The organism is Phenylobacterium sp. (assembly GCF_030654915.1).
Lineage (GTDB): Bacteria > Pseudomonadota > Alphaproteobacteria > Caulobacterales > Caulobacteraceae > Phenylobacterium.
Genome location: NZ_JAURWM010000003.1, coordinates 1 through 5,151 on the forward strand (window position 1 = coordinate 1; position 5,151 = coordinate 5,151).

The 5,151-nt window shown below is 66.7% G+C and carries 5 protein-coding genes; 1 reads left to right on the forward strand and 4 read right to left on the reverse strand.

Going from position 1 to position 5,151, the window contains the following annotated elements; translation table 11 throughout:
- Positions 1–198: 198 nt before the first annotated feature.
- From Q7T84_RS00040 to Q7T84_RS00050, 3 genes are all read right to left on the reverse strand, one after another.
- On the reverse strand, positions 199–996 hold the full coding sequence (locus tag Q7T84_RS00040; RefSeq protein ID WP_304805518.1) for an enoyl-CoA hydratase/isomerase family protein: 798 nt from the start codon (positions 994–996) through the stop codon (positions 199–201).
- A gap of 57 nt (positions 997–1,053) precedes the next feature.
- Positions 1,054–1,737, reverse strand: a complete 684-nt coding sequence (locus Q7T84_RS00045) for a Fe2+-dependent dioxygenase (protein WP_304805519.1) — start codon at positions 1,735–1,737, stop codon at positions 1,054–1,056.
- Between the two features lie 88 nt (positions 1,738–1,825).
- Positions 1,826–4,126, reverse strand: coding sequence for a TonB-dependent siderophore receptor (locus Q7T84_RS00050; protein ID WP_304805520.1), 2,301 nt, complete (start codon positions 4,124–4,126; stop codon positions 1,826–1,828).
- A 230-nt stretch (positions 4,127–4,356) separates the two neighbouring features.
- Here Q7T84_RS00050 and Q7T84_RS00055 point away from each other — a divergent pair, with 230 nt between their 5' ends.
- A complete protein-coding gene (locus tag Q7T84_RS00055; RefSeq protein ID WP_304805521.1) occupies positions 4,357–4,548 on the forward strand; it encodes a hypothetical protein in 192 nt (63 codons plus the stop codon).
- Here the strand turns inward: Q7T84_RS00055 and cysQ are convergent.
- Positions 4,545–5,151 (reverse strand): 3'(2'),5'-bisphosphate nucleotidase CysQ (cysQ, locus tag Q7T84_RS00060; protein ID WP_304805522.1); only part of this gene is annotated, 607 nt, incomplete at its 5' end. The two genes, Q7T84_RS00055 and cysQ, sit on opposite strands and share 4 nt — an antisense overlap.

Sequence of the window (5,151 nt, forward strand, 5' to 3'; positions counted from 1 at the left end):
CGGCATAGGCCGAGACCACGCGAGGCAGCAGCTTCTCGCGGGCGTAGGCCCGCGCCGACTCCCAGACCATCCGCTCCTCCTCAGTCAGGCGCGAGGCCAGGTCGAGCGGGTCTTCCCAGTTGAAGGTCTTGGGTTGATCACCGGTGTCGAGGGCCATGGCGCGTCTCCTGAAGATGTCGCGGGCCTTATGACCCCAAATTACGTGCCCGTGTAGATGCCTTTGCGCTTCTCGCGGAACGAGGCGGCCGATTCCTTGACGTCGTTCACCGCCCGGCGGGCGTGGGTCAGGCCGACGGACTCGTATTTCACGGCGGTTTGGAGGTCGGTCTCCATGCCGGCCTGCAGCACCTTCTTGGCCATGCGGATCGCCAGCGGCGGCCACTGGGCCATCTGCTCGCCATAGGCGAGCGCGTCGTCCAGCAAGGTCTCGTGCGCGGTCAGGCGGTTGAGCAGGCCAAGCTTCAGCGCCTCGTCGGCCAGTACCATGCGGCTGGTGAAGACGAGGTCCGCGGCGCTGGCGTAGCCGACGATCCGCGGGAGCAGGAAGGACAGGCCGGAGTCAGGCGAGATCGCCCGCTCGGCGAAGGTGGTCTTGAAGCGGGCGTGCTCGGAGCCGATGCGGACGTCGCAGGCCAGGGCCCAGCTCATGCCGGCTCCGGCGCAGACGCCGTTGATCGCGCCGATCAGCGGCTTGTCGAAGTCATGCAGCAGCCGCGCCCAGCGGCCCATCCAGGCCTCTTCGTCCAGGCGCTCGTTCTGCGGCGGCGGGCCATCGCGTTCCGGGACCGGCCCGGTCAGGTCGGCGCCCGAACAAAAGCCGCGCCCGGCCCCGGTCAGCACCAAGGCGCGAACGCCGTCATCTGCGCGCGCCGCGATCAACCCGGCCTCTAGATCGCGCCTCAGTTCAGCTGAGATGGCGTTCAGCTTGTCCGGGCGGTTGAGGGTGAGGATCCCGACCTGGCCGCGCGTCTCGTAGGTGATCGTTTCATAGGCCATTGGGGCGTCCTCCATTTGCGGCGCACCTTCTCGGCGCGCCACGGCAAAGGCAAGTCCTCAGACCTCGGCCCACATCCGCAGCAGGTTGTGATAGGCGCCGGTCAGCGAGATCAGTTCCGGCGCGCCGGCCCCCACCTTGCCGGCCAATTGCTGGATGGCGATGTCCATCTGGAACAACAGGGCGCGGCGAGTGTCGTCGCGCACCATGCTCTGGATCCAGAAGAAGCTGGCGGTGCGGACCCCTCGCGTCACCGGCGTAACCTGATGCAGGCTGGAGGCTGGGTAGAGGATCAGGTCCCCCGCGCTCAGCTTCACTTCATGAACGCCGTAGGTGTCCTCGACCAACAGCTCGCCGCCGTCATAGTCCTCGGGCTCGCTAAGGAAGAGGGTGGCCGAGAGGTCGCTGCGGATGCGTAGGTCGCCGGCCCGGGTCTGGCGCACGGCATTGTCGATATGGGCGCCGAAGGCCTGGCCGCCGCCATAGCGGTTGAACAGCGGCGGGAAAACCGTCTGCGGCAGGGCGGCGGTGACGAACAGCGGGCTCTTGGCCAGGGCGTCCAGCACCTTGTCTCCGGCGATCCTGGCCGCCTCCGAGCCTTCCGGAAGTTGCTCGTTGCGCTTGGCCAGGGCCGATTGCGAGCCGGAGGTGGCGTTGCCGTCGATCCAGTCGGCGGCGTCGATCAGGGCGCGCAGCTCGGCGACGGCCGGCTTGGAGAGCGCCTGGGGGATGTGAAGCATCATGGCGATGACCTTAGGCGCGGGCGCTCCCAAAGGAAAAGGCCCCGCCCTGGGGGGAGCGAGGCCTTGCGTCCGTTCCTCTGGGGGGAGGTTAGAAGCGGACGTTGAGGGTGAGGATCGCCTGACGGCCGGGGCCGTAGTCGGCGTGGTGAACGCCGTTGGTGCGGGCGATATAGTCCTCGTCTGTGACATTCTTCACATTGAGCTGAAGATTCAGCGTGTCGGTGAAGCGGTAGGCCGCATAGGCGTCGAAGCGCCAGTAGGCCGGGGCGAACACCGCATTGGCCCCGCCCCCAGCGCCGCCCTGGTTGCCGCCGTAGCTGTCGGAGACATAGTAAGCGCCGCCGCCGAAGCTGAAGGCGTCGGTCAGGTCGTAGGTGGTGAACAGGCTGAACGAGTGCTCCGGCGTATTGGCCAGGCGATCGCCTTGGTTGACGCCGTTAAAGGCGCCGCGAACCAGTTCGCTATCCATGTAGGTATAGCCGCCGAACACCATCCAGGCGGGGGTGACCCGGCCGGTGACGCCGATTTCGAGGCCTTGAACCATGGTTTCGCCGACCTGGGCGTAGATGCCGGTGTCGACCAGGACCTGCGCGTTTTCACGGGTCATGTGGAACAGCGCCGCCGAGGTGGATAGGCGCTCGTGGAAGAAGGCCCACTTCACCCCGATCTCGGCCGAGGTGACTTCTTCCGGATCCAGCAAGACGTTGGCTAGATTGCCCAGGCCCGCGCCCGTGGTGTTCTGGTCGCCGCCGCTGATGGTCGGCGGGGTCGATGAGGTGCCGTAGGAGGCGTAGACGCTGCCGTTCGGGGTCGGCTTGTAGACCAGGCCGACCTGATAGTTCGTGAAGCTCCAGTCGCCCTTGCGCGGCGTCAGGGTCGTGGCGGTCTGCACGCCTTGGACGCTGGTCACGCCGACATCCAGGCCTTTGACCGAGTATTCGTCGTGCCGGATGCCGAGGTTCAGCAGCCACTTGTCGCCGAACGAGATCGTGTCGAAGGCGTAGACGCCGACCGTTTGGGTATAGTTCACCGAGGCGTCCGGACGGTTGACCACGCCTTGCCACGGATCGCTGGGGTTCGGGGCGAAGACGCGGGTGCAATCGCCGACGCCGGCGGTGGTGACGTTGTTGGTGAAGCCGGCGGGGCAGGCCGAGCCGGCCGTGGTGTAGATCAGGTAGGACGCGTTGCGGTTGGTCTCACGCGAGAGTTCCAGCCCGACGTCGTAGCTGTGCTCGATGCCACCGGTGGTGAACTTGCCGTAGAAGTCGGTGACGTTGGCGACCGTGGTGGCCTGGTTCCAGCGCGATTTGGTGCCGCGCTTCATCCACCACTCGCCGGCCACGAACTGGGCCGCGCCGCCATCGCCCGGGTTGGTGACCACGTAGTCGTTCAGGGTCTTGGAATAGCGGAACACGTTCCGGAAGGTGATCGCGTCGTTGATGTCGTGTTCGGTGATCAGCGTCGCGATGTCGGCTTCGGACTTCTGGAAGTCGCGCGCCGTCAGGCCGTAGAAGGAGTCCCGCGGAACATCCAGCACGCCGCTTTTGGTCGTGCGCGGCGCGGTGGCGCCGCCCAGCTTGGTATAGAGCGGTACGCCGTAGTCGGGCATGTTGTTGGCGGTCAGGTGATAGTAGCTGAGCGTCACGCGGGTGTCGGTGCCGATGCCGACGCCGGCGGCGATCGCCGCGCCCCAACGGTCGAAATCGACGGCGTTCCGGCCAGGAATGTCGCCTTGCGATCCCATCAGGTTGACGCGGATCGCGCTGGTCTCGCCGATCGGAAGGTTGGCGTCGATCGTGCCGCGCAGATAGCTGTCGGTGCCGACCTGCGCTGAGACGTCGGTCTGTTCCACCAGCGTCGGGCGCTTGGTGGTCAGGTTGATGCTGCCGCCGCCGGAGCCGCGGCCATTATAGGCCGAGTCCGGACCCTTGATGACTTCGATCTGTTCCAGGTTGAAGACCTCGCGGACCTGTCCGCCAGAGTCGCGGACGCCGTCGACGAAGATGTTGTTGCCCGAGGCCTGGCCGCGGATGAACGGGCGGTCGGCCAGCGGCTGGCCGCCTTCGCCGGCGCCGAAGGTGATGCCGGGCGAGGTCTGCAGAATATCCTGCAGCGAGGTCGCCGCCGTCTGCTCGATGATCACGCGCGGAACCACGGTCACGTTGCGCGGGGTGTCGAGCAGTTGCGACGTGTATTTCGGGGAGGCGGGCTGCAGGGCCGCCTTGCCCTCAACTTGAACGCCGGACAACTCGGTCGCGGCGTCCGCCGCCGCGTCGTCGGCCAGAGCGAGTTGCGGCGCGAAGGCCAGCCCCGCGACGCCAGCCACTGCGGCCGGGGTCAGCGCCTTGCGAGCATAGGCGCGCACGCCGCTCGTCCGTCGATTGTTCACGAGAATGCTCGCCTCGATGAGAATGAAACTAAGAGGCGCTATTAATTAGAAGGCTGCGCACTGGCAATGCGAATTAGTCGCAAGTGTGGCGACTGTGTCCAAATGGACGCAATCGACCGTGGAAGATGCTTCGTCGATGAAAGGCCGAACTTTGTCGCGCGGGGCTCGCAACCGCAGGCCAGGTCGCGTTGTTCACCTCAGGTGAGTTCAGGTCGCCTCCGGGGAAAATCATGACCCAGGTCAGCGTGTTCGACATCGTCCGCCCGTTCCTCTGGATCGGGGCGTTCGCTTTTGTCGTTGGGTTCGCCGGCTATCTGTTCCTCGGCGGCAGCGGGCAGACGCGCTACGCCCAGGAGGCGCCCGCGGCGGTGCAGGCCTTCGCGCCTGCGTCCCCGCCGCCGATGGATCTGCGAGCGGTCTAGCCGCCGCGCGCGACGAACCAGCCGTTGCGGAAGCCCGCGTCGGCCTTGCCATAGACGAACGCATCGCCCTCCGGCGTCGTTAGTTGGCCGCCAGCGGCCAGCAGCACCGCGTGGCCGGCGGCGATATCCCACTCCATGGTCGGTCCATGACGCGGATAGACGTCGGCTGCGCCCTCGGCCAGCCGGCAGAACTTGATCGAGGAATCCATCGGTTCGCGCAGGTCAAAGCCGTACTGGTCGGCGAGCTTCCGCGCGGTCTCTTCGGACATGGTGTGGCTGACCAGCGCCACCGCCGCGCCCTGGGGCCAGGGGCGGACGCTGACCGGCTGGGCGGCCCCGCCGATCTTGCGTTTCATCGCCTGGCCGCCTTGCGTGAACCAGGTCTCGTCGGAGGCTGGGGCCGTCACCGCGCCCGCGACCGGGCGGCCGTTTTCGATCAGGCCGATATTGACGGTGAAGTTCGGATCGCCGCGCACGAAGGCCTTGGTGCCGTCGACCGGATCGACCAGGAAAAAGCGCGGGCCGATGGCGTCGGGGGTGCCGAACTCGCTGGCGACTTCCTCCGAGACGATCGGGATGTCTGGGAACTGCGCGGTCAGGCGC